Genomic DNA, 21803 nt, shown 5'->3' with positions numbered 1-21803 from the left:
ATGAGTTGAAGCACCAAATAATGGTGCCTCGAGGCGGAATCGAACCACCGACACGAGGATTTTCAATCCTCTGCTCTACCGACTGAGCTATCGAGGCAAAAGAATGGTGCCGACTACCGGAGTCGAACTGGTGACCTACTGATTACAAGTCAGTTGCTCTACCTACTGAGCTAAGTCGGCACACTTTATTCTTTCTAATACTGAAGCTTATCAAAAGCACCAATATCTAAATATGGTGCCCGGAGGCGGAATCGAACCACCGACACGAGGATTTTCAATCCTCTGCTCTACCGACTGAGCTATCCGGGCAACGGAGCGCTATTAAACGGATTTTCGGCCCTGCCGTCAACAGGTTTTTTCAAAAAATGCTAAAAAAGTTCTCGTTTGCTGTGAAATTAGTCAAACTGAGCATTCCCTAACCTTTTCCCTGGTTAAAATCCCGCTTGTATTTGGTTACCTTCTGCAAATACCTTCTTGCTTCACTGTTAGCATGTTTATTTGTCAGCGCCCAGTAAACCTGATTAGGCTCCAGAGAATTCAGACTATTCATCGCCCTCTGGCGACTACGCCGGTTAAACGTATTTAAAACACCACCAGCACCACCGTTATAAGCAGAAATCATACTGTATTCCTGAGAAAGCGGATTTTTCACCTCTTTCAGATAACGGTTCTTCAGAATATAAAAATAGGCGGTTCCGGTATCAATATTGTTCTCAGGATTAAACAGATACTCAGGGCTAGGCTGCCCGGAGCGCTTTTTCACCAGTTTAAATACATCGGCTCCGGCCGTCTTTGGCACCACCTGCATCAAACCATAAGCATTCGCCCAGCTCACCGCATACGGGTTAAAGCTGCTTTCGGTTTTTATGATGGCATAGATAAGATCTTCCGGGATGTTATAACGCTGAGAAGCTCTTCTGACAATATCTGCATACTTATAACTACGAAGCTCAAAGTGCTCCTTCACCATAGGGATCTCAACATAGTAGGCTATCTTAAAATCCACCTTCTTAGTCTTAAGATTGTTGGCAATCAGATGATCGGCAAAACGATTAGCACGCCAGGACCACTGAATCGGCTGCCTGTCCTGATCCACCACCTGCCGGTAAAGAAACGGCTGCCCTTCCAGGACAATGTTAGACGAAGAAAACAGGTCGACCTGAGCCGGGTCATCCGGCGTCAGCAGAGTGGTCATTATGGCAGTTTTAAGGTGCTTCTTAGGATCCGTCGGAGAAACGGTTTCGACCGTGATAAGTCCCTTAGTAAAGTTAACTTCCGAGCGGCTCAGGTAATTGTCGATATATTTGACGTAATTAGACTTACCTGCCATCCGCACTTCATTACGTCCCCATTTCTTTTCTATGGAGCCGGAAAAGCTGTTGATCAGCGCATCAAGAGCGGCAGTATCTTTCTGAAACTGTCCGGGAAGTTTGGCCAGGTTTTTCGCAAAGCGGTTGGTTGGCTCGTAATTCGGGGTATAAACGTGCTCTTCGATAAACTCGCGGCTACAACCGGAAAGGATAAAAGGCAGTAATAAACAGAGAAACTTCTTCATAGGATCACGATAAATATGCGAACCTTCGTCATCCCGGAAATTGCCCGGGCTCTGCAATCAAAGCGTTGTAGTCTTGAATATTAAACTTGAGCCTTACAACACGCTTTAAGTAGATTCCCGTTTTCACGGGAATGACGGTAGGTTCAGAGTGTATGACAGACCGTTACTTCGACGGTGGCGTATAGCCATCAATCACAATATCTTTTCCTTCAAATAAGAACTGCTCCATTTCACTTTCAAGCAGCTTGCGGTGTTCCGGGTCCATCATATTCAGTTTCTTTTCATTGATAAGCATGGTTTGTTTATGCTGCCACTGAGCCCAGGCTTCTTTGGAAATATTGTCAAAGATACGCTTACCCAGTTCACCCGGGTAAAGTTGAAAGTCCAGTCCTTCAGCTTCTTTTTTCAGATAGGCACAAAATACTGTACGGCTCATAATTTTTCCTTTAGTTAATTTCAAAGGGTAAGGCTTCAATCAGCTGTTTTACCGGAGCAGCCAGACCAATTTGTTCAGGTTGAGATAAGTTATACCAGAGACCACCCGCACCTTCCATTATCAGACCGGGTTGTTTGTTTAACTTTATGAGCAAAGGTGTGATGTCCAGATGATAATGGCTAAATGTATGCCTGAAACTGATAAGGTTTGTTACTGACTCAATATCCGAATCTGAAATAGCCCGGCTGTCCAGTTGCAGCTGAATATCAGCATGCTCGTTCTGAGGAAAACAAAACAGCCCGCCCCAGATCCCGGACTGAGGGCGCTGCTCCAGCCAGACCTGATTGTCGTGATACAGCATAATAAACCAGGTCTCTTTTACCGGCTTTTCCTTTTTAGGCTTCTTACCCGGGAACTCCGACTCTCTTCCCTGCTTTTTCGCCTCACAGAAGCTTTCAACCGGGCAGAGTGAACACTTAGGCCTGCTTCTGGTACAGACAAGCGCACCCATATCCATCATTGCCTGATTGTACTTATCAACATCTGTCTCAGGCGTGTGCTGTTCGGCCAGCTCCCATAAACGGCTCTCAACGGCCTTCTTTCCCGGCCAGCCTTCAACGGTAAAGCATCTGGCTAGGGTACGCTTTACATTTCCATCCAGAATCGCGTGGGGCTGATTAAGAACAGAGGAAAGCACGGCACCAGCAGTTGAACGCCCCACACCAGGCAGTTCATTTACTGCAGTAATATCAGTTGGAAACTCTCCCTGATACCGGTCTCGCACAATCTGAGCCGCTTTATGCAGGTTGCGGGCACGGGCGTAGTACCCAAGGCCGGTCCAGAGATGAAGCACTTCATCCTGATGTGCGTTAGCTAAATCAGTTATGGTCGGGAATCTCTCGACAAAGCGTTCAAAGTAAGGGATGACAGTGGTTACCTGCGTCTGTTGCAGCATAATTTCGGATAACCAAACCTTGTAGAGGGTCTTCTCTTTCTGCCACGGCAGCTCTTTACGGCCATAGGCTTCATACCAGGTAAGTATTGCTTGGGAAAATGGTGTCACAACATGCTCATTGATAGTTTTCTTATTGCGGGAAATTGCATCACAATTCTTCTGCTGTGTAAAACAGGAAAAGAGTGTGGGTATTTTGCATATTTGACTTGCACCGAGGGCAGATCTTTGGATAATTCCCGCTCTACATTTAAATGACTTAACTTTGTACAGGCGAACTCATGAGTGAAGTGACCACAAACGAATATAACGAAGATGGCAAATTGATACGTAAGGTACGTAGTTTTGTACGTCGGGAAGGACGTTTAACTAAAGGTCAGGAAGCCGCAATTAATGATTGCTGGCCGACTATGGGGATCGACTACAAAGAAGAGCTGCTTAACTGGAGTGAAGTGTTCGGCAACGATAACCCTGTCGTGCTGGAGATCGGCTTCGGTATGGGCGCATCACTGGTTGAGATGGCTAAGAATGCCCCTGAGAAAAACTTCATCGGAATTGAGGTTCACAGCCCTGGTGTTGGCGCTTGTCTGAAAGATGCACAGGAAGCAGGTGTAACTAACCTGAGAGTCATGTGCCACGATGCCGTGGAAGTGTTTGCCAATATGATCCCGGATAGCAGCCTGCATACCGTACAGCTATTCTTCCCGGACCCATGGCATAAGAAACGTCACCACAAGCGCCGTATCGTTCAGCTTGAGTTTGCTGAAATGGTTCGTCAGAAACTGGCTCTTGAGACAGGTATTTTCCATATGGCAACAGACTGGGAAAACTACGCAGAGCATATGGTTGAAGTGATGAATCAGGCTCCTGGCTATGAAAACATTGCAGAAGACGGCGATTACATTCCGCGTCCGGAAGAGCGTCCGCTAACCAAATTTGAAGCTCGTGGCCACCGCCTTGGACACGGTGTCTGGGATATCAAGTATAAGCGTACCGCTTAACCTTCTCCCTGCAAGAAAAGTGTCATCCTGGAAATTGCGAAGCTTTTGTCCGGGATCTACTCTCTACGCGCTGTAGAATATGCAATAACCTTATCTCCTACAGCGCGCTTCAATCAAACTCCCGCCTCGGCGACAATTTTGCTTTTCATTAACGGTCAGAGCCCAGCTCTTCCAGCACTTTAGTCAGTAACTTCACTCTTGGCTCAATCGTAGAAATCAGAACAAACTCCTCCTTCACATTGTGGAAACCACCACCGCAGGGGCCAAAACCATCAATGGTCGGTACACCAAGAGCAGCCGCTATATTACCGTCAGACGCTCCGCCTCCGGTAATAAAGTTGATATCAATATCCAGCTTCTGAGCACTATTTTTTACCAGCTCAATCAACTCCGGGGCACCATCAACAACCTGAAATGCCGGCCTCCCGGCAAGCCTTTGTACTTTAACTTTCATGCCTTGCAGAAAAGGCTTTTCACTTAGGGTATGCAGATAGTCCAGAACCCGGTCCCCTTCAGAATTCTCCAGAAACCGTAAATCAACCATAGCTTTAGCGTAATCAGGAACAACATTAATTCCTGTCCCCCCTTCGACAATACCGACGGATGCTGTGGTGCCTTTTTTCAGATCAACCAGGTCATTGATTGCATGCACCCAGTGAGCCAGTTCGGTGACTGCCGATACACCCTCAGTCAAAGCACTTCCCGCATGAGCTGCTTTACCAAAGAACTCAACCTGAATTTTACCATTACCTTTACGGGCTTTTAGCAGGCTGCCATCAGGTCTTGCGGCTTCACCAACCAGCACTCTTTTCGATCTCTTCGCGACTTCCTCAATATAAGAGTGTGAATAAGGCGCTCCAATTTCTTCATCAGGAGTAAAACAGACACAAACTGAAAGTGAATCGAAGACCTCTTTTGCCATCAGCTTAAGAGCATAAATAACAGCAAGACAGCCCGATTTCATATCAGAAACACCCGGACCTCTGTACTTATCACCGTCTGTGTAAGCAGGATACTGATCGCAAATACCCGGCTTATAAACCGTATCCATATGGCACAGTAAAGTAACATCGTACGTTTCAGCCTGCTTTCTGTTGCTGAAGATCAGAAAAGGACCACACTCATGATGGATGCTTTTTCGGTCAGCAAACCACGTCTTTCCTTCCATTTCCATCTGTTTAAAGTGGCGAGTGATAACATCCGCAACCTGCTCCACTCCCTCCTTGTTATCAGAACCGCAATCTATGCTGACTAACTCATTCAGGTCTGAAAGAAACTTCTCAGTAAACATAACTTTCTCCGCTTGTATCTGGTTAGTAGTAAAAGGCAATGGTCAGGACGAGACAAGTCACCAATGCGGATAGCATTGGAACTATGGTTCTACGGACCACTTCAGTAGTCGAAATGCCGGCAATGCCCGCAGCAGCAACGATGACCGCAGCGATAGGTGACATACTCCGACCAATAGAGCTACCCATCTGCATCGGCAACATTACGCTAATCTTGGCAATACCGAATTTGGTTGCGATAGTCGGAGCTATCTCAACAAAAGACATAAAACTGGCATTGCCTGAGCCCATTAATACGGCCGCAAAAGCAATCAGAGCGGTGGAGACAATGATCATCCCGATACCATTAACACCAAGACCGGAGGCGAAATTCAAAAATGCAGTAACAGCCCCCATATCCTTCAGAGCATCAGCAAAAAGCTGCGCGGCAACAATAAGCACAACCACGCTGGCGAACACCGATCCCATCCCCTCCAGAAAGACCTTGTAGCCGTCAGTAGCCTGTTTAAAGCTGCGGCCACGGATACCGTGAATCACCATGGCCAGAATAGCCGGAACCAGCATAGCAACGACAACATCCAGATTGATTGCCTGCAGCGGGTAGCCTGGCCAGAACTCTTTAACCCAGGCGATCACTGCCGGATTACCCAACACCAGCTTGGAGAAGAACAGCATCAGAACAAACGGAAACAGAGGGAAAATCGCGTACCAGGAAGGTGCGTCGGGAATGGCAACCTTACCCTCTTCAACCTCTTCGGGCTCATTAACATGTTGTCGGGGATCCCAGCCATCTTTCGCATCGCAGCGACGTTGCCACCAGACATGAACCAGCATGGTAGAGAAAACCATAATCACAGCGACAAGCGCCTGATAATCAACAAAGTAGTCCACGTTGCTCATTTCAATCGCTTCAGCGGCCCGGATCAGGTTTGACTGAACATGACCAATCTCAAAAGCCTGTGAGGTAGCAATAACACCAACAGCGGAGGCCTTAGAGATCCCGGCGCCACGCATAATCGGATACAAAGTCACCATTAAAAGCAAACCCAGACCGGTTGCAGAGGTGATAAACAGACTGACAAAAATCCCAATCAGATAAGCCAGTGCAAGCGTAATCCACGGATTGCTTATCATTGAAACAGGCTTCACTGAAACCTTCACCAGAGCCTGAGCTGCACCTATATGAGACATATAAGCAGCAAAACCGGCAACCGACATGATTACCAGGCCTAATCCGCCAGTGCGATAAGCAAATATGTCTTTCAGTTTGATAAACACATCAAGGATCGCCAGACCTGAAGAGTCCGCAATAATTGGTGTGCCGTTTATCCAGTGAGAAGAGAGGTAAAGAATAATACCGGCAATGGTTAACACTGCCTGAGGGTAATACTGTTTTAATATCAGCCAGCCTAGTGCGACGACGACACACAGAGCAATAATCAGCTCGTAAATAGTGGGTTCCATGATTAAACCTATAAATTTCCGCTTTAAAAAACGAAGAAATTCTAAAGCCCGATATTCAGGATACTGTTTTAGCTCCGTCAGTTTACGTGCAAAGTCACAAAGAATATTTTTATCTTTATCATGATGTTACATGTAATTCTCACAACAAATACAGCAAGAAACAAACCGACAAAGCAATATATACTTTTTGGCTATTTCTTTGCATTTATCATTCATAGATATAAAGCAACGAGAGTATTGAGTTTTAACAATTACACTTTGTTTATCCCCCTCAGGAGAGGAGAAATTACTTCTGTAAAATACCTGCCACCCCCTTTCAGTGCTGACATCTCAAGCACCCAACTAGTAAAAACTCAAACTTGAGTACAGAAAAGCATCAAACAGCTAATTTTTTCAATTTTTCTATTGACCTCAAAGCCGAAAAACCTTTTAATACACACCTCGCCCGGATAGCTCAGTTGGTAGAGCAGAGGATTGAAAATCCTCGTGTCGGTGGTTCGACTCCGCCTCCGGGCACCATATTTTGATTTGGTGCTGTTGTGTTAAATCGTTGAGAATTTAGTGTGCCGACTTAGCTCAGTAGGTAGAGCAACTGACTTGTAATCAGTAGGTCACCAGTTCGATTCCGGTAGTCGGCACCATCTCTTATAAAATTTGTTCCCCCTTAGTTCAGTTGGTAGAACGGCGGACTGTTAATCCGTATGTCGCAGGTTCGAGTCCCGCAGGGGGAGCCACTATTTAGTGTGCCGACTTAGCTCAGTAGGTAGAGCAACTGACTTGTAATCAGTAGGTCACCAGTTCGATTCCGGTAGTCGGCACCACTTATTCCCCCTTAGTTCAGTTGGTAGAACGGCGGACTGTTAATCCGTATGTCGCAGGTTCGAGTCCCGCAGGGGGAGCCACTTTTAAAGAAGCCATCTCGCAAGAGATGGCTTTTTTCTTATCTGAAATTAATATACAATCCCGCTTCGCTGAAATACTAATCAGCCCTGTCGTAGCACCAGGTAAAAAACACACTTCCTGAACCTTCCGGTTCGGGTTCTTGTGCTGCATTGTTAATTAGACTGTTTAGGACAATGCACTATGTACCGTATTCGTAAATCCTTCCAATTTTGCGCATCTCACCAACTACAGGGATTGCCGGAAGATCACCCATGTACACGTCTGCATGGCCACAACTATGAAGTAATTGTAGAGCTGGCTTCAGAAACCCTGAATTCAACCGGCTTTGTACGTGACTATCGTGAACTTTCTCCTCTGAAAGAATATATCGACAACAATTTAGATCACCAACACCTTAATGATGTCCTTGGTGCAGATAACACAACCGCCGAGCGTATTGCTAAGCACCTTTATACGTGGTGCAGTGAGCGCTGGCCGGAAGTATGTGCTGTAGCAGTTTCTGAAACACCAAAGACCTGGGCAGAGTACCGCCCATGATTTTAATCTCTGAAATATTTGGCCCAACAATTCAGGGCGAAGGTGCGTCAATCGGCAGGCCTACCGTTTTTGTCAGAACGGCTGGCTGTGATTTTCGCTGCAGCTGGTGCGATACGCTTCACGCAGTAGATAAGTCTTATCGTGATGACTGGTATCAGATGAGTGCTGAAGAGATCATGGCTAAAGTTGAAAAGCTGAGTGACGGAAAGCCTCTGCTGATCACGCTTTCCGGTGGTAATCCGGCCACTCAGGAGCTTTCAGAGCTAATTCTGCTCGGGAAGTCCAAAGGCTACACTTTTGCAATGGAAACCCAAGGTAGTGTTTCAGCAGCATGGTTTTCACTGTTGGATCAGATAACCTTCAGCCCGAAACCACCCTCAAGCAAAATGCGTTTTGTGAGGGAGCGTTTTGAAGCTTGCCTGATTGCAGCCGGAAACGCTGACATCAGCCTGAAGATTGTTGTCGCTGATGAAGAAGACCTTGAATGGGCAGGTGAGTTCAAAGAGCGTTACCCACAATTACCACTCTTTTTACAGCCGTGTAATACTGAGCTTGATGACGAACCGGATCAGGATACGCTTGCAAGCAATACCCGCAAACTTGTCGATGCTGTCGTTAACCGCAAATGGTTTGATGTTACGGTTCTGCCTCAGTTACATGTGTATCTCTGGGGTAATGAGAAAGGCGTATAGAAGAACAAAGGGAGCAAATCACTGCTCCCTTTGTCTTATGCCAATTCCGGATTTTCCTTTAAGCTGCTTTCAGCTTTGAAGTCACCACTTTTTGTCTCATCTGCTTAGAACGGTAAGCTTTCAATACCGAGTATGTATTCGCTAATAAAACCAGTCCGCTGATAGTCACTATCGACGACTCCGCCGACAATACTCCGTATCCAAGACATAGTGCACAAACAAGTGTGTTCAGCACACGCATGGTTACTACATCTTTAGCTGCAAGCGAGATTGCGATAATAACAGGCACTGCATAACCTAAAGCGTCAACATATTCCACAGGGATTTCCTCTTTTATTGTTTCACTTATCCAATAACTCGTCTTGAGAACAGTGAGGAAAATCCTTACCTCGTATGGCTTAAGTGTGGATCAACAGATGCTGATCTGACATACCTAATTTCTAGAGCTAACAATCCTATCATTAAGAAGACTCAAACTGAAGATTTTTTGAACAAAGATCTCATTTTTATGTGAGGAAGTGGTCTTTTTTTACTCTCAACGCCTGACGAGTGATCTTTTCCTTTTAGGTTCACGTACCAGATAACGACACACAAACCCAGCGTTAGAAACACGATATTCAAAAGGAACAAATTATGTTTAAGAAACTTATTTCAGCTTTGATGGCACTGACAGCAACTTTCGCAATCGCAGCATGCAGCAACACATCGTCGCATTCTAATAAGATGATGAAACAGGATATAGTTGATATTGCAGCAAGCAATGGCTCATTCAATACACTTGTCGCTGCGGTAAAAGCTGCCGGACTTGTAGATACCCTGAAGAGTGACGGCCCCTTCACCGTATTCGCCCCAACCGACGAAGCCTTTGCCAAGCTCCCGGCAGGTACAGTAGAAAGCCTACTTAAACCAGAGAACAAAGATACGCTAATTGCGGTACTAACCTACCACGTTGTCCCAGGTAAAGTCATGGCGTCTGATGTCGTCAATATTGATAGCGCTAAAACAGTGCAAGGCCAGAGCCTGATGGTAAAAACCAACAGCGGTAATGTAATGATAGATAACGCCAAAGTTGTAGCTGCAGATATTGAAGCTAGTAATGGGGTTATTCATGTGATTGATCGGGTTGTGTTGCCGAAATAAAGGTTATGGGGTTATGGGGTTATCCCCCTCAAGGACGAAGTCCGCCCCATAGCCCATACAACAAAAGCCGAAATGGACACATAAATCCCAAACACAAAAAAACCTCAGCCTTTCGACTGAGGTTTCATATAAAGTGGCGGAGCGGACGGGACTCGAACCCGCGACCCCCGGCGTGACAGGCCGGTATTCTAACCAACTGAACTACCGCTCCACTCATCAAGCTGTCAGTCCTAAGCTGTCAGCTATCAGTTTTTGCCTTTAGATTTTTCTGAAAAATCTGAAAACAAAAAGGTGTTCAAAGCCTGGCGATGTCCTACTCTCACATGGGGAAACCCCACACTACCATCGGCGCTATTGCGTTTCACTTCTGAGTTCGGCATGGAATCAGGTGGGTCCACAATGCTATGGTCGCCAAGCAAATTCTTTTTATAAGGCCCTGGGCCCTGGGTTTATAGGCCCTGGGACAAAGTACCTTATCAATTCGGAAAGCTGTCTTTTCTTTTCCCAGTGCCTGTAGGACGAAGTCCGTTCCCAGGGCCCAGGGCCAGATTCTCAATTCACATTCAAGTTTATTCGTTCTTGCTTTGAGTCCATCAAAACCCCTTGGGTGTTGTATGGTTAAGCCTCACGGGCAATTAGTACAGGTTAGCTCAACGCCTCACAACGCTTACACACCCTGCCTATCAACGTCGTAGTCTACGACAACCCTTTAGGACAGTTAAACTGCCAGGGAGAACTCATCTCAAGGCTCGCTTCCCGCTTAGATGCTTTCAGCGGTTATCGATTCCGAACTTAGCTACCGGGCAATGCCATTGGCATGACAACCCGAACACCAGAGGTTCGTCCACTCCGGTCCTCTCGTACTAGGAGCAGCCCCTTTCAATTCTCCAACGCCCACGGCAGATAGGGACCGAACTGTCTCACGACGTTCTAAACCCAGCTCGCGTACCACTTTAAATGGCGAACAGCCATACCCTTGGGACCGACTTCAGCCCCAGGATGTGATGAGCCGACATCGAGGTGCCAAACACCGCCGTCGATATGAACTCTTGGGCGGTATCAGCCTGTTATCCCCGGAGTACCTTTTATCCGTTGAGCGATGGCCCTTCCATTCAGAACCACCGGATCACTATGACCTGCTTTCGCACCTGCTCGAATTGTCATTCTCGCAGTCAAGCGGGCTTATGCCATTGCACTAACCTCACGATGTCCAACCGTGATTAGCCCACCTTCGTGCTCCTCCGTTACTCTTTGGGAGGAGACCGCCCCAGTCAAACTACCCACCAGGCACTGTCCTCACCCCAGATAATGGGGCTAAGTTAGAACATCAAACATACAAGGGTGGTATTTCAAGGATGGCTCCACCGTATCTGGCGACACGGGTTCAAAGCCTCCCACCTATCCTACACATGTAGGCTCAATGTTCAGTGCCAAGCTGTAGTAAAGGTTCACGGGGTCTTTCCGTCTAGCCGCGGGTACACTGCATCTTCACAGCGATTTCAATTTCACTGAGTCTCGGGTGGAGACAGCGTGGCCATCATTACGCCATTCGTGCAGGTCGGAACTTACCCGACAAGGAATTTCGCTACCTTAGGACCGTTATAGTTACGGCCGCCGTTTACCGGGGCTTCGATCAAGAGCTTCGACCTAAGTCTAACCCCATCAATTAACCTTCCGGCACCGGGCAGGCGTCACACCGTATACGTCATCTTACGATTTTGCACAGTGCTGTGTTTTTAATAAACAGTTGCAGCCACCTGGTATCTGCGACTCTCAATAGCTCCATCCGCAAGGGACTTCACCGTTAAGAGCGTACCTTCTCCCGAAGTTACGGTACCATTTTGCCTAGTTCCTTCACCCGAGTTCTCTCAAGCGCCTTGGTATTCTCTACCCGACCACCTGTGTCGGTTTGGGGTACGATTCCTTACAATCTGAAGCTTAGAGGCTTTTCCTGGAAGCATGGCATCAATGACTTCACTGCCGTAGCAGCTCGACGTCGTGTCTCAGCCTTAAAGAGAGCCGGATTTACCTAACTCTCAAGCCTACGCACTTGAACCTGGACAACCGTCGCCAGGCCCACCTAGCCTTCTCCGTCCCCCCATCGCAATTGTAAGAAGTACGGGAATATTAACCCGTTTCCCATCGACTACGCTTTTCAGCCTCGCCTTAGGGGTCGACTTACCCTGCCCCGATTAACGTTGGACAGGAACCCTTGGTCTTCCGGCGTGGAGGTTTTTCACCCCCATTATCGTTACTCATGTCAGCATTCGCACTTCTGATACCTCCAGCATACCTTACGATACACCTTCAACGGCTTACAGAACGCTCCCCTACCCCGCATACAAAGTATGCAGCCGCAGCTTCGGTTTATAGCTTAGCCCCGTTACATCTTCCGCGCAGGCCGACTCGACTAGTGAGCTATTACGCTTTCTTTAAATGATGGCTGCTTCTAAGCCAACATCCTAGCTGTTTTAGCCTTCCCACATCGTTTCCCACTTAGCTATAATTTGGGACCTTAGCTGGCGGTCTGGGTTGTTTCCCTCTCCACGACGGACGTTAGCACCCGCCGTGTGTCTCCCGGATAGTACTTACTGGTATTCGGAGTTTGCAAAGGGTTGGTAAGTCGGGATGACCCCCTAGCCTTAACAGTGCTCTACCCCCAGTAGTATTCGTCCGAGGCGCTACCTAAATAGCTTTCGGGGAGAACCAGCTATCTCCAGGTTTGATTGGCCTTTCACCCCTAGCCACAAGTCATCCGCTAATTTTTCAACATTAGTCGGTTCGGTCCTCCAGTTGATGTTACTCAACCTTCAACCTGCCCATGGCTAGATCACCTGGTTTCGGGTCTATATCCAGAGACTATGCGCCCAGTTAAGACTCGGTTTCCCTACGGCTCCCCTAAATGGTTAACCTTGCCACTGAATATAAGTCGCTGACCCATTATACAAAAGGTACGCAGTCACACCACGAAGGTGCTCCTACTGCTTGTACGTACACGGTTTCAGGTTCTATTTCACTCCCCTCACAGGGGTTCTTTTCGCCTTTCCCTCACGGTACTGGTTCACTATCGGTCAGTCAGTAGTATTTAGCCTTGGAGGATGGTCCCCCCATATTCAGACAGGATATCACGTGTCCCGCCTTACTCGATTTCACTTAAAATGACATGTCGGTTACGGGGCTATCACCCTGTATCGCGGCACTTTCCAGAGCCTTCACCTGTATCATTAAAAGCTTAAGGGCTAGTCCAATTTCGCTCGCCGCTACTTTCGGAATCTCGGTTGATTTCTTTTCCTCGGGGTACTTAGATGTTTCAGTTCCCCCGGTTCGCCTCCTTAACCTATGTATTCAGTTAAGGATACTTACTTATGTAAGTGGGTTTCCCCATTCGGAAATCCCAGACTCAAGTGGCTTTTACTGCCTAATCTGGGCTTATCGCAAGTTAATACGTCCTTCATCGCCTCTGACTGCCAAGGCATCCACCGTGTACGCTTAGTCACTTAACCATACAACCCCAAGAAGTTTCGAGGAATTGTTAATTAAACAACCAAAGTTGTCTGCAATTAACTCTTTGCTTTCACTTTGAAAAGTGAAGACAAACAGGACATGATGCAGACACGATTTTGCCGGACTCAAATATGAATACTTACTTTAAAAGTAAGATTCCCAAGAACACTTGAATGTGTTGTTTTGGTACTTAATCTTTCGATTAAGATTTGAGAACTTTTACATTATCTATTCAATCAAAATAGATAATTGTCAGCTTTCCAAATTGTTAAAGAGCTTGATTTAAATAATAAATCACCTATGAGCACTCATGGAATACGCATAAATAATCTTATCAATTACTTTCTTAGAGCCGAAAAAATTTCTCGCTGCTTATTATATAAACGACGATGAAATTATTTTGCAGAAGAAAGTGGTGGAGCTAACCGGGATCGAACCGGTGACCTCTTGCCTGCCAGGCAAGCGCTCTCCCAGCTGAGCTATAGCCCCACATATAAACGACTGCTCAACGAGAGCAATCTTTTTAGGAGAAGGTTCCTAAGATACTCTTTTTTCTAAACCTAATCAATCTGTGTGGACACTAATCAACAACAATCTATCGTTTAAGGAGGTGATCCAGCCCCAGGTTCCCCTAGGGCTACCTTGTTACGACTTCACCCCAGTCATGAACCACAAAGTGGTAAGCGTCCCCCCGAAGGTTAAACTACCTACTTCTTTTGCAGCCCACTCCCATGGTGTGACGGGCGGTGTGTACAAGGCCCGGGAACGTATTCACCGTGGCATTCTGATCCACGATTACTAGCGATTCCGACTTCATGGAGTCGAGTTGCAGACTCCAATCCGGACTACGACGCACTTTTTGGGATTCGCTAACTTTCGCAAGCTTGCCGCCCTCTGTATGCGCCATTGTAGCACGTGTGTAGCCCTACTCGTAAGGGCCATGATGACTTGACGTCGTCCCCACCTTCCTCCGGTTTATCACCGGCAGTCTCCCTGGAGTTCCCGACATTACTCGCTGGCAAACAAGGATAAGGGTTGCGCTCGTTGCGGGACTTAACCCAACATTTCACAACACGAGCTGACGACAGCCATGCAGCACCTGTCTCAGAGTTCCCGAAGGCACACTAAAATCTCTTCTAGCTTCTCTGGATGTCAAGAGTAGGTAAGGTTCTTCGCGTTGCATCGAATTAAACCACATGCTCCACCGCTTGTGCGGGCCCCCGTCAATTCATTTGAGTTTTAATCTTGCGACCGTACTCCCCAGGCGGTCTACTTAACGCGTTAGCTCCGAAAGCCACTCCTCAAGGGAACAACCTCCAAGTAGACATCGTTTACGGCGTGGACTACCAGGGTATCTAATCCTGTTTGCTCCCCACGCTTTCGCATCTGAGTGTCAGTATCTGTCCAGGGGGCCGCCTTCGCCACCGGTATTCCTTCAGATCTCTACGCATTTCACCGCTACACCTGAAATTCTACCCCCCTCTACAGTACTCTAGCTTGCCAGTTTCAAATGACCTTCCGAGGTTGAGCCCCGGGCTTTCACATCTGACTTAACAAACCACCTGCATGCGCTTTACGCCCAGTAATTCCGATTAACGCTCGCACCCTCCGTATTACCGCGGCTGCTGGCACGGAGTTAGCCGGTGCTTCTTCTGCAGCTAACGTCAAATAATAAGCGTATTAAACTTACTACCTTCCTCACTGCTGAAAGTGCTTTACAACCCGAAGGCCTTCTTCACACACGCGGCATGGCTGCATCAGGCTTGCGCCCATTGTGCAATATTCCCCACTGCTGCCTCCCGTAGGAGTCTGGACCGTGTCTCAGTTCCAGTGTGGCTGATCATCCTCTCAGACCAGCTAGAGATCGTCGCCTTGGTGAGCCTTTACCTCACCAACTAGCTAATCTCACTTAGGCGTATCCGGTAGCGTGAGGTCCGAAGATCCCCCACTTTGACCCATAGGTATTATGCGGTATTAGCCATCGTTTCCAATGGTTATCCCCCTCTACCGGGCAACTTCCTAAGCATTACTCACCCGTCCGCCGCTCGACGCCCATAAGCGCACCCGAAGGATTGTTTATGTCGTTTCCGCTCGACTTGCATGTGTTAGGCCTGCCGCCAGCGTTCAATCTGAGCCATGATCAAACTCTTCAATTTAAGATTTTGTCGGCTCAATGAATACTGATTACATTACCTATTCTTACGAATAAATAGTGTTTGAATTGACTGTGCCGAATGATTGCTCATTCGTATTGGTCACTCAGTTCATTGAAACCAAATTGTTTCCGAAGAAACTATTTTGATTGTCATCAACGAGTGCCCACACAGATTGATAGGTTTAAATTATTAAAGAGCTTTGCTTTCAGTGCCTTAGCACTTAAGCAGGACGCGTATAATACGTTCTCTACTTTGAAAGTCAACATAAAGTTCTAACTATTTTTAAAACTTTATGGTCACTTGCTTAACAAGTAAGCAAGTAGAGTTTTTTATATCCAAAGTCTTACGCATAACCGCTTTGGACGTTAAATTGTTTCTGTAACGCCGCAGATTTTGGCGTGAGAAGCGCAGTGTACGTCAGTACATGAGCATCGCAACGGCAAAAGATGCAAGTTACGGGAACAATTTATGTTCAAAGCCTGGCGATGTCCTACTCTCACATGGGGAAACCCCACACTACCATCGGCGCTATTGCGTTTCACTTCTGAGTTCGGCATGGGATCAGGTGGGTCCACAATGCTATGGTCGCCAAGCAAATTCTTTTTATAAGGCCCTGGGCCCTGGGTTTATAGGCCCTGGGACAAAGTACCTTATCAATTCGGAAAGCTGTCTTTTCTTTTCCCAGTGCCTGTAGGACGAAGTCCGTTCCCAGGGCCCAGGGCCAGATTCTCAATTCACATTCAAGTTTATTCGTTCTTGCTTTGAGTCCATCAAAACCCCTTGGGTGTTGTATGGTTAAGCCTCACGGGCAATTAGTACAGGTTAGCTCAACGCCTCACAACGCTTACACACCCTGCCTATCAACGTCGTAGTCTACGACAACCCTTTAGGACAGTTAAACTGCCAGGGAGAACTCATCTCAAGGCTCGCTTCCCGCTTAGATGCTTTCAGCGGTTATCGATTCCGAACTTAGCTACCGGGCAATGCCATTGGCATGACAACCCGAACACCAGAGGTTCGTCCACTCCGGTCCTCTCGTACTAGGAGCAGCCCCTTTCAATTCTCCAACGCCCACGGCAGATAGGGACCGAACTGTCTCACGACGTTCTAAACCCAGCTCGCGTACCACTTTAAATGGCGAACAGCCATACCCTTGGGACCGACTTCAGCCCCAGGATGTGATGAGCCGACATCGAGGTGCCAAACACCGCCGTCGATATGAACTCTTGGGCGGTATCAGCCTGTTATCCCCGGAGTACCTTTTATCCGTTGAGCGATGGCCCTTCCATTCAGAACCACCGGATCACTATGACCTGCTTTCGCACCTGCTCGAATTGTCATTCTCGCAGTCAAGCGGGCTTATGCCATTGCACTAACCTCACGATGTCCAACCGTGATTAGCCCACCTTCGTGCTCCTCCGTTACTCTTTGGGAGGAGACCGCCCCAGTCAAACTACCCACCAGGCACTGTCCTCACCCCAGATAATGGGGCTAAGTTAGAACATCAAACATACAAGGGTGGTATTTCAAGGATGGCTCCACCGTATCTGGCGACACGGGTTCAAAGCCTCCCACCTATCCTACACATGTAGGCTCAATGTTCAGTGCCAAGCTGTAGTAAAGGTTCACGGGGTCTTTCCGTCTAGCCGCGGGTACACTGCATCTTCACAGCGATTTCAATTTCACTGAGTCTCGGGTGGAGACAGCGTGGCCATCATTACGCCATTCGTGCAGGTCGGAACTTACCCGACAAGGAATTTCGCTACCTTAGGACCGTTATAGTTACGGCCGCCGTTTACCGGGGCTTCGATCAAGAGCTTCGACCTAAGTCTAACCCCATCAATTAACCTTCCGGCACCGGGCAGGCGTCACACCGTATACGTCATCTTACGATTTTGCACAGTGCTGTGTTTTTAATAAACAGTTGCAGCCACCTGGTATCTGCGACTCCTAATAGCTCCATCCGCAAGGGACTTCACCGTCAGGAGCGTACCTTCTCCCGAAGTTACGGTACCATTTTGCCTAGTTCCTTCACCCGAGTTCTCTCAAGCGCCTTGGTATTCTCTACCCGACCACCTGTGTCGGTTTGGGGTACGATTCCTTACAATCTGAAGCTTAGAGGCTTTTCCTGGAAGCATGGCATCAATGACTTCACTGCCGTAGCAGCTCGACGTCGTGTCTCAGCCTTAAAGAGAGCCGGATTTACCTAACTCTCAAGCCTACGCACTTGAACCTGGACAACCGTCGCCAGGCCCACCTAGCCTTCTCCGTCCCCCCATCGCAATTGTAAGAAGTACGGGAATATTAACCCGTTTCCCATCGACTACGCTTTTCAGCCTCGCCTTAGGGGTCGACTTACCCTGCCCCGATTAACGTTGGACAGGAACCCTTGGTCTTCCGGCGTGGAGGTTTTTCACCCCCATTATCGTTACTCATGTCAGCATTCGCACTTCTGATACCTCCAGCATACCTTACGATACACCTTCAACGGCTTACAGAACGCTCCCCTACCCCGCATACAAAGTATGCAGCCGCAGCTTCGGTTTATAGCTTAGCCCCGTTACATCTTCCGCGCAGGCCGACTCGACTAGTGAGCTATTACGCTTTCTTTAAATGATGGCTGCTTCTAAGCCAACATCCTAGCTGTTTTAGCCTTCCCACATCGTTTCCCACTTAGCTATAATTTGGGACCTTAGCTGGCGGTCTGGGTTGTTTCCCTCTCCACGACGGACGTTAGCACCCGCCGTGTGTCTCCCGGATAGTACTTACTGGTATTCGGAGTTTGCAAAGGGTTGGTAAGTCGGGATGACCCCCTAGCCTTAACAGTGCTCTACCCCCAGTAGTATTCGTCCGAGGCGCTACCTAAATAGCTTTCGGGGAGAACCAGCTATCTCCAGGTTTGATTGGCCTTTCACCCCTAGCCACAAGTCATCCGCTAATTTTTCAACATTAGTCGGTTCGGTCCTCCAGTTGATGTTACTCAACCTTCAACCTGCCCATGGCTAGATCACCTGGTTTCGGGTCTATATCCAGAGACTAAACGCCCAGTTAAGACTCGGTTTCCCTACGGCTCCCCTAAATGGTTAACCTTGCCACTGAATATAAGTCGCTGACCCATTATACAAAAGGTACGCAGTCACCCCATCACTAAGCCACCTCTGCTTGATTTGGTAGGTTGAACAATGCAAAAAGACGCATTGTTAACCGCCATCAGCAAAAGTACTCGCAATGAGCACATCATCACCAAGCTTAGTGATGGGGCTCCTACTGCTTGTACGTACACGGTTTCAGGTTCTATTTCACTCCCCTCACAGGGGTTCTTTTCGCCTTTCCCTCACGGTACTGGTTCACTATCGGTCAGTCAGTAGTATTTAGCCTTGGAGGATGGTCCCCCCATATTCAGACAGGATATCACGTGTCCCGCCTTACTCGATTTCACTTAAAATGACATGTCGGTTACGGGGCTATCACCCTGTATCGCGGCACTTTCCAGAGCCTTCACCTGTATCATTAAAAGCTTAAGGGCTAGTCCAATTTCGCTCGCCGCTACTTTCGGAATCTCGGTTGATTTCTTTTCCTCGGGGTACTTAGATGTTTCAGTTCCCCCGGTTCGCCTCCTTAACCTATGTATTCAGTTAAGGATACTTACTTATGTAAGTGGGTTTCCCCATTCGGAAATCCCAGACTCAAGTGGCTTTTACTGCCTAATCTGGGCTTATCGCAAGTTAATACGTCCTTCATCGCCTCTGACTGCCAAGGCATCCACCGTGTACGCTTAGTCACTTAACCATACAACCCCAAAGGGTCTTTGTTAAACAACCAAAGTTGTCTGCAATTAACTCTTTGCTTTCACTTTGAAAAGTGAAGACAAACAGGACATGATGCAGACACGATTTTGCCGGACTCAAATATGAACAACATAAAATGTCATTCCCAAGAACACTTGAATGTGTTGTTTTGGTACCTAAATCATTAAGATTTAGGATTTGAGAACTTTTACAAATAACGATTAATCAAATCGTTATTTTGTCAGCTTTCCAAATTGTTAAAGAGCTATGCTCTGAGCTTATAAAAGCTCAAACCATCAATCTGTGTGGACACTTGTCAAAGACAATCTATCGTTAAGGAGGTGATCCAGCCCCAGGTTCCCCTAGGGCTACCTTGTTACGACTTCACCCCAGTCATGAACCACAAAGTGGTAAGCGTCCCCCCGAAGGTTAAACTACCTACTTCTTTTGCAGCCCACTCCCATGGTGTGACGGGCGGTGTGTACAAGGCCCGGGAACGTATTCACCGTGGCATTCTGATCCACGATTACTAGCGATTCCGACTTCATGGAGTCGAGTTGCAGACTCCAATCCGGACTACGACGCACTTTTTGGGATTCGCTAACTTTCGCAAGCTTGCCGCCCTCTGTATGCGCCATTGTAGCACGTGTGTAGCCCTACTCGTAAGGGCCATGATGACTTGACGTCGTCCCCACCTTCCTCCGGTTTATCACCGGCAGTCTCCCTGGAGTTCCCGACATTACTCGCTGGCAAACAAGGATAAGGGTTGCGCTCGTTGCGGGACTTAACCCAACATTTCACAACACGAGCTGACGACAGCCATGCAGCACCTGTCTCAGAGTTCCCGAAGGCACACTAAAATCTCTTCTAGCTTCTCTGGATGTCAAGAGTAGGTAAGGTTCTTCGCGTTGCATCGAATTAAACCACATGCTCCACCGCTTGTGCGGGCCCCCGTCAATTCATTTGAGTTTTAATCTTGCGACCGTACTCCCCAGGCGGTCTACTTAACGCGTTAGCTCCGAAAGCCACTCCTCAAGGGAACAACCTCCAAGTAGACATCGTTTACGGCGTGGACTACCAGGGTATCTAATCCTGTTTGCTCCCCACGCTTTCGCATCTGAGTGTCAGTATCTGTCCAGGGGGCCGCCTTCGCCACCGGTATTCCTTCAGATCTCTACGCATTTCACCGCTACACCTGAAATTCTACCCCCCTCTACAGTACTCTAGCTTGCCAGTTTCAAATGACCTTCCGAGGTTGAGCCCCGGGCTTTCACATCTGACTTAACAAACCACCTGCATGCGCTTTACGCCCAGTAATTCCGATTAACGCTCGCACCCTCCGTATTACCGCGGCTGCTGGCACGGAGTTAGCCGGTGCTTCTTCTGCAGCTAACGTCAAATAATAAGCGTATTAAACTTACTACCTTCCTCACTGCTGAAAGTGCTTTACAACCCGAAGGCCTTCTTCACACACGCGGCATGGCTGCATCAGGCTTGCGCCCATTGTGCAATATTCCCCACTGCTGCCTCCCGTAGGAGTCTGGACCGTGTCTCAGTTCCAGTGTGGCTGATCATCCTCTCAGACCAGCTAGAGATCGTCGCCTTGGTGAGCCTTTACCTCACCAACTAGCTAATCTCACTTAGGCGTATCCGGTAGCGTGAGGTCCGAAGATCCCCCACTTTGACCCGTAGGTATTATGCGGTATTAGCCATCGTTTCCAATGGTTATCCCCCTCTACCGGGCAACTTCCTAAGCATTACTCACCCGTCCGCCGCTCGACGCCCTTAACGTTCCCCGAAGGTTCAGTTAAGTCGTTTCCGCTCGACTTGCATGTGTTAGGCCTGCCGCCAGCGTTCAATCTGAGCCATGATCAAACTCTTCAATTAAAGTTCTTGTGGTCTTGCGACCGGCTCAATGAATACTGTTAACTGTTGAAAGGTTTTCCCAGGAACCAGTAGGGCGAAGCCCGTCCCAGGGCCCAGGGCCTATTCAACAATTGAATTGACTGTGCCAAGTAACTAATTACTTGTTTGGTCACTCAGTTCATTGATAAATCTTTTTGATTATCATCAACGAGTGCCCACACAGATTGATAGGTTTAAATTGTTAAAGAGCTTGCCATTCGGCGCTTCGAGAAAGAAAACTTTCGTTTTTAAGCCTTTCAGACTTTCTCTCGAAGAGGGCGGCCATTTTAGCTAGATAACTTGTCGTGTCAACCACTATTTTTCGTTTATTTCATTTTATTTCTAAATTCAATAAACAACCATTATCCGGCTTTCCGCCTCGTTAGCAGTAGAAGTTTCTGTTAAGTAACTCTGCCGTGCCAACGAGGAGCGCATTATAGGGAGGGATTTTCTCTTGGCAACACTTTTCTGTAAAAAAAAA

The 21803-nt window shown here is 47.7% G+C and carries 10 protein-coding genes, 10 tRNA genes and 6 rRNA genes; 9 read left to right on the top strand and 17 right to left on the bottom strand.

The window, feature by feature from the left end:
- Positions 1 to 21: 21 nt before the first annotated feature.
- The 6 genes from L3Q72_RS01990 to mutY all read right to left on the bottom strand — a co-directional run bounded on the left by L3Q72_RS01990 (position 22) and on the right by mutY (position 3054).
- A tRNA-Phe gene (locus L3Q72_RS01990) sits at positions 22 to 97 on the bottom strand.
- Positions 98 to 104: 7 nt separating this feature from the next.
- Positions 105 to 180: transfer RNA gene (locus L3Q72_RS01985), tRNA-Thr, on the bottom strand.
- Between the two features lie 53 nt (positions 181 to 233).
- A tRNA-Phe gene (locus L3Q72_RS01980) sits at positions 234 to 309 on the bottom strand.
- Positions 310 to 415: 106 nt separating this feature from the next.
- A complete protein-coding gene (gene mltC, locus L3Q72_RS01975) occupies positions 416 to 1555 on the bottom strand; it encodes a membrane-bound lytic murein transglycosylase MltC (protein ID WP_275131009.1) in 1140 nt (379 codons plus the stop codon).
- Positions 1556 to 1718: 163 nt separating this feature from the next.
- A complete protein-coding gene (locus tag L3Q72_RS01970) occupies positions 1719 to 1991 on the bottom strand; it encodes an oxidative damage protection protein (protein WP_275131008.1) in 273 nt (90 codons plus the stop codon).
- Positions 1992 to 2001: 10 nt separating this feature from the next.
- Entirely contained in the window at positions 2002 to 3054 is a 1053-nt protein-coding gene (gene mutY, locus L3Q72_RS01965; protein WP_275131007.1) for an A/G-specific adenine glycosylase, read from the bottom strand.
- Positions 3055 to 3224: 170 nt separating this feature from the next.
- On the opposite strand from mutY, the gene trmB reads away from it, so the two are divergent.
- The gene (trmB, locus tag L3Q72_RS01960) at positions 3225 to 3944 is read left to right on the top strand and encodes a tRNA (guanosine(46)-N7)-methyltransferase TrmB (RefSeq protein WP_275131006.1); all 720 of its coding nucleotides are present in this window, start codon (positions 3225 to 3227) and stop codon (positions 3942 to 3944) included.
- A gap of 148 nt (positions 3945 to 4092) precedes the next feature.
- On the opposite strand, the gene L3Q72_RS01955 is transcribed toward trmB, so the two are convergent.
- Positions 4093 to 5235 carry a M20 family metallopeptidase gene (locus L3Q72_RS01955; protein WP_275131005.1) on the bottom strand — a complete coding sequence of 381 codons (1143 nt, stop codon included), beginning with the start codon at positions 5233 to 5235 and terminating at the stop codon, positions 4093 to 4095.
- A 22-nt stretch (positions 5236 to 5257) separates the two neighbouring features.
- Positions 5258 to 6697, bottom strand: a complete 1440-nt coding sequence (gene dcuC / locus L3Q72_RS01950; RefSeq protein ID WP_275131004.1) for a C4-dicarboxylate transporter DcuC — start codon at positions 6695 to 6697, stop codon at positions 5258 to 5260.
- 443 nt (positions 6698 to 7140) lie between these two features.
- Between dcuC and L3Q72_RS01945 the strand changes: the two genes are divergently transcribed.
- From L3Q72_RS01945 to queE, 7 genes are all read left to right on the top strand, one after another.
- Positions 7141 to 7216: transfer RNA gene (locus L3Q72_RS01945), tRNA-Phe, on the top strand.
- Positions 7217 to 7262: 46 nt separating this feature from the next.
- Positions 7263 to 7338: transfer RNA gene (locus L3Q72_RS01940), tRNA-Thr, on the top strand.
- A 17-nt stretch (positions 7339 to 7355) separates the two neighbouring features.
- Positions 7356 to 7431, top strand: a tRNA-Asn gene (locus L3Q72_RS01935).
- 11 nt (positions 7432 to 7442) lie between these two features.
- Positions 7443 to 7518: transfer RNA gene (locus tag L3Q72_RS01930), tRNA-Thr, on the top strand.
- 5 nt (positions 7519 to 7523) lie between these two features.
- Positions 7524 to 7599, top strand: a tRNA-Asn gene (locus L3Q72_RS01925).
- 181 nt (positions 7600 to 7780) lie between these two features.
- On the top strand, positions 7781 to 8137 hold the full coding sequence (gene queD, locus L3Q72_RS01920; RefSeq protein WP_275131003.1) for a 6-carboxytetrahydropterin synthase QueD: 357 nt from the start codon (positions 7781 to 7783) through the stop codon (positions 8135 to 8137).
- Entirely contained in the window at positions 8134 to 8829 is a 696-nt protein-coding gene (gene queE, locus L3Q72_RS01915; protein ID WP_275131002.1) for a 7-carboxy-7-deazaguanine synthase QueE, read from the top strand. The genes queD and queE overlap by 4 nt, the downstream gene beginning before the upstream one ends.
- 58 nt (positions 8830 to 8887) lie before the next feature.
- Here queE and L3Q72_RS01910 read toward each other — a convergent pair whose 3' ends face one another.
- Positions 8888 to 9148, bottom strand: a complete 261-nt coding sequence (locus L3Q72_RS01910; RefSeq protein WP_275131001.1) for a hypothetical protein — start codon at positions 9146 to 9148, stop codon at positions 8888 to 8890.
- Positions 9149 to 9462: 314 nt separating this feature from the next.
- Here L3Q72_RS01910 and L3Q72_RS01905 point away from each other — a divergent pair, with 314 nt between their 5' ends.
- On the top strand, positions 9463 to 9969 hold the full coding sequence (locus tag L3Q72_RS01905) for a fasciclin domain-containing protein (protein WP_275131000.1): 507 nt from the start codon (positions 9463 to 9465) through the stop codon (positions 9967 to 9969).
- A gap of 134 nt (positions 9970 to 10103) precedes the next feature.
- Here L3Q72_RS01905 and L3Q72_RS01900 read toward each other — a convergent pair.
- The 8 genes from L3Q72_RS01900 to L3Q72_RS01865 all read right to left on the bottom strand — a co-directional run bounded on the left by L3Q72_RS01900 (position 10104) and on the right by L3Q72_RS01865 (position 21304).
- Positions 10104 to 10180: transfer RNA gene (locus L3Q72_RS01900), tRNA-Asp, on the bottom strand.
- Positions 10181 to 10269: 89 nt separating this feature from the next.
- Positions 10270 to 10385: ribosomal RNA gene (rrf, locus tag L3Q72_RS01895) — 5S ribosomal RNA — on the bottom strand.
- 198 nt (positions 10386 to 10583) lie between these two features.
- Positions 10584 to 13472, bottom strand: a 23S ribosomal RNA gene (locus L3Q72_RS01890).
- Positions 13473 to 13886: 414 nt separating this feature from the next.
- Positions 13887 to 13962: transfer RNA gene (locus tag L3Q72_RS01885), tRNA-Ala, on the bottom strand.
- Positions 13963 to 14076: 114 nt separating this feature from the next.
- A 16S ribosomal RNA gene (locus tag L3Q72_RS01880) occupies positions 14077 to 15629 on the bottom strand.
- Between the two features lie 477 nt (positions 15630 to 16106).
- A 5S ribosomal RNA gene (gene rrf, locus L3Q72_RS01875) occupies positions 16107 to 16222 on the bottom strand.
- A gap of 198 nt (positions 16223 to 16420) precedes the next feature.
- Positions 16421 to 19418 (bottom strand): 23S ribosomal RNA (locus L3Q72_RS01870).
- A gap of 333 nt (positions 19419 to 19751) precedes the next feature.
- A 16S ribosomal RNA gene (locus L3Q72_RS01865) occupies positions 19752 to 21304 on the bottom strand.
- The 16S, 23S and 5S rRNA genes sit together here with 2 tRNA genes alongside, the layout of an rRNA operon.
- Positions 21305 to 21803: the final 499 nt, after the last annotated feature.

It is taken from the genome of Vibrio sp. JC009 (assembly GCF_029016485.1).
In the GTDB taxonomy this organism is placed as follows: domain Bacteria; phylum Pseudomonadota; class Gammaproteobacteria; order Enterobacterales; family Vibrionaceae; genus Vibrio.
This window is presented reverse-complemented; position numbering and strand designations above follow the sequence as displayed.

Bases quoted from the DNA above. Each gene is read 5' to 3' on its own strand.
- mltC (WP_275131009.1), bottom strand. From the start codon at position 1,555: ATGAAGAAGTTTCTCTGTTTATTACTGCCTTTTATCCTTTCCGGTTGT.
- L3Q72_RS01970 (WP_275131008.1), bottom strand. From the start codon at position 1,991: ATGAGCCGTACAGTATTTTGTGCCTATCTGAAAAAAGAAGCTGAAGGA.
- trmB (WP_275131006.1), top strand. From the start codon at position 3,225: ATGAGTGAAGTGACCACAAACGAATATAACGAAGATGGCAAATTGATA.
- L3Q72_RS01955 (WP_275131005.1), bottom strand. From the start codon at position 5,235: ATGTTTACTGAGAAGTTTCTTTCAGACCTGAATGAGTTAGTCAGCATA.
- dcuC (WP_275131004.1), bottom strand. From the start codon at position 6,697: ATGGAACCCACTATTTACGAGCTGATTATTGCTCTGTGTGTCGTCGTC.
- queD (WP_275131003.1), top strand. From the start codon at position 7,781: ATGTACCGTATTCGTAAATCCTTCCAATTTTGCGCATCTCACCAACTA.
- queE (WP_275131002.1), top strand. From the start codon at position 8,134: ATGATTTTAATCTCTGAAATATTTGGCCCAACAATTCAGGGCGAAGGT.
- L3Q72_RS01905 (WP_275131000.1), top strand. From the start codon at position 9,463: ATGTTTAAGAAACTTATTTCAGCTTTGATGGCACTGACAGCAACTTTC.